Origin of the sequence: Vibrio sp. 1F279 (genome assembly GCF_041439815.1) — a bacterium.
Lineage (GTDB): Bacteria > Pseudomonadota > Gammaproteobacteria > Enterobacterales > Vibrionaceae > Vibrio > Vibrio tasmaniensis_A.
Window position 1 is genome coordinate 1 of record NZ_JBGOOU010000101.1, and the last position, 2,326, is coordinate 2,326.

Annotated in this window: 3 protein-coding genes; all 3 read right to left on the reverse strand. The window is 48.1% G+C overall.

Annotation, left to right across the window (positions count from 1 at the left end; translation table 11 throughout):
* Positions 1-32: 32 nt before the first annotated feature.
* The 3 genes from ACED60_RS25485 to ACED60_RS25495 are packed head-to-tail and all read right to left on the reverse strand — an operon-like array spanning position 33 to position 2,301.
* Positions 33-1,574, reverse strand: a complete 1,542-nt coding sequence (locus ACED60_RS25485; protein ID WP_102258481.1) for an IS66 family transposase — start codon at positions 1,572-1,574, stop codon at positions 33-35.
* A gap of 59 nt (positions 1,575-1,633) precedes the next feature.
* The gene (gene tnpB, locus ACED60_RS25490) at positions 1,634-1,987 is read right to left on the reverse strand and encodes an IS66 family insertion sequence element accessory protein TnpB (protein ID WP_102258482.1); all 354 of its coding nucleotides are present in this window, start codon (positions 1,985-1,987) and stop codon (positions 1,634-1,636) included.
* Positions 1,984-2,301 (reverse strand): hypothetical protein, encoded by a 318-nt coding sequence (locus tag ACED60_RS25495; RefSeq protein WP_102258483.1) that lies wholly within the window; start codon positions 2,299-2,301, stop codon positions 1,984-1,986. Before ACED60_RS25495 ends, tnpB begins: the two co-directional genes overlap by 4 nt.
* Positions 2,302-2,326 lie beyond the last annotated feature (25 nt).

A 2,326-nucleotide genomic window follows, 5' to 3' on the forward strand; every position in this document is an offset into this window, starting at 1 on the left:
GTATCCGCCCCATGAACCCACGGGGCGACTTGTCAGTGTTTGAAGTTCCAAGGTAAGAGTGCGTCGATATCAGGCTCAGCTTTCGCTAATTCTTTCATGCACTTGACCATGTAGTCGTAGAGGATAAGGCCGTTGGCTTTCGCGGTCTCGATGATGCTGTAAAGCATCGCGCTCGCATCAGCACCGTTTGGTGTGTTAGAGAATAGCCAGTTCTTCCTGCCAATAACCAGCGGTTTAATTGCGCGTTCAGCGCGATTATTATCGATAGATAAGTGACCATCGTCGATATAACGAATGAGCTTTGACCACTGCCCGAGCGTGTATTTTATCGCTTTGCCCAGTGGGCTAGAGCCAATCACCTTCTGGGTTGTCATCCATTGGTAAAGCTCATCCAGTATCGGTTTGGCAAGTGCTTGACGCTCTGCTTTTCGCTCTTCGGCAGGCGCACCTTTTAAGCGCGATTCTATCCCGTAGAGTTTTTGGATTTTAGCCAGCGCCTTATCAGCCTTGCCCGACTTACCTTTCCCTTGAAGCTTCTTCGCGTCCATGAACTTGCGACGAGCATGCGCTAAGCACCCCACATTGGTGACTTGATGAAGTCCATCATAGGCCGCGTAGCCATCGGTTTGTAGATAACCGTTGTAGTCACCTAAAAAGGCAATAGGGCACGCCCTCGCACGACTGTTTTGATAGTCGTACAAGGCGATATTTTTCACATTTGGCAGTGCCGCTTCGGGCGAGTCAGCGCCTGAGCAGTAAAGCCACATATAACACTTCTTCTCTTCTTTGAGCACATTGAGCGGCGTTTCATCCGCTTGAACCACCACTTGCTGAAGTAGGTGCTCTTTCAAGGCTGCATACAGCGGGGAGAACTTCTCGCTGACTTGGATGACCCACCTTGCCATGGTGGTGCGTGATAGCTCGATACCCGACTGGGTAAACAGAGATTCTTGGCGATAAAGCGGCATCGCGTATTGGTATTTGCCTAGAATGATGTTGGCCAGCAAGCTTTCTGTGGCGAAGCTTTTAGGGATGAGACTCTGAGGGGATGGCTTCTGAACGATACGGCTGCTATCACCTGTTTTCTCGCACTGGCGGCAAGCGTACTTAGGGCGAACATATTCCAACACCTTGAGTACCGCAGGTGTGAACTCTAGCTTCTCGCTGCGGTCTTCCCCGATTTTATGCAGGCTATGATTACAACAAGAACACTGCTTTTCATTGTCGTCTAAATCGAGTTCGATAACCTCACGAGGCAAGGTATTAGGCAGAGGTTTACGTTTACCGCGCTTTTTCGTTGTGGTCGTCGTTGTCACCTCAACCTCGTCTTCTTTAACGGCTTCACATTCCGCTTCGTTGAAGAGGTCACCTTGTGATTCATCGTAAGGCTTTAATGCCTCCGAGCGTTTCGCGAACTGGCGATCGAAGGCGAGTTTGAGTTGTTCAAGCAGCGATTGACGCTCTTGTTTCCATTGCGATTCCTTCTGCTCTTGCGAGAGCATCAGGGCTTTCACCATCGCTTGTAGCTCGGCAACATCTTGGCTTTCTGGGTTGATATTTGGCGTCTTTTTCATGGCATTGATTATACTAAAATCGTGCCGTTAACGCTTGGTCAATAAGGCTTTATTCTCGATTAACTCATTGTAAAATCGTTTATTTTGATGGGTTCATGACCGATAATTGTGAAGCCAGAAAGCAGTCTATCAAGCTCAAATTGAGTGAGGGTAAACACCTGATTTTTCTCTTTTGAAGGCCACTTATACTTGGCTTTTTCAAGGCGTTTATACCAGAGGGCGAAGCCTGTTTTATCCCAGTACAGCACCTTAATCTTATCGCGCTGTTTATTGGTGAACAGAAATAGAGCACCGCTGCCAAGAGGTAGGTCCGTATCATTTTCGACAATCGCTGCAAGACCGTTGATGGACTTTCTAAAATCGACGCTTTCACGATAAAGGTAAATCTCTGGCGCGCTGAGCATACCTTTCATGACAACGCTCCAATGAGTTCAGCAAGATAGGCCGCTGGCGTACCTTGAGGAATGCTCAGCTCCACATCATTGATGAGAAGTGTCATGTTAGCCGTAGCTATCTGGGCCTGATACTTGGTTGTCTTTTCGACGATTTCGGCTCTAACAAATCCGACAGATCCCGATTGGTTTGCTGTTTGGAGTTGACGCCGTTTGGCAAAGAACGTGGATAAACTCAGTCCATGCTCTTCACAAAAAGCGCGTTGGGTAACACTGCTGCTTTCATATTGCTCAAACAGTGATTGCCATTCTAGGTTGGTGCGTCGTTTTGCCATTTCAACTCTCCTTTGGGTTGGAGAG

What these genes read in the sequence shown, in the direction of transcription:
- tnpB (WP_102258482.1), bottom strand. Translation starts at nt 1,987, where the DNA reads ATGAAAGGTATGCTCAGCGCGCCAGAGATTTACCTTTATCGTGAAAGC.
- ACED60_RS25495 (WP_102258483.1), bottom strand. Translation starts at nt 2,301, where the DNA reads ATGGCAAAACGACGCACCAACCTAGAATGGCAATCACTGTTTGAGCAA.
- ACED60_RS25485 (WP_102258481.1), bottom strand. Translation starts at nt 1,574, where the DNA reads ATGAAAAAGACGCCAAATATCAACCCAGAAAGCCAAGATGTTGCCGAG.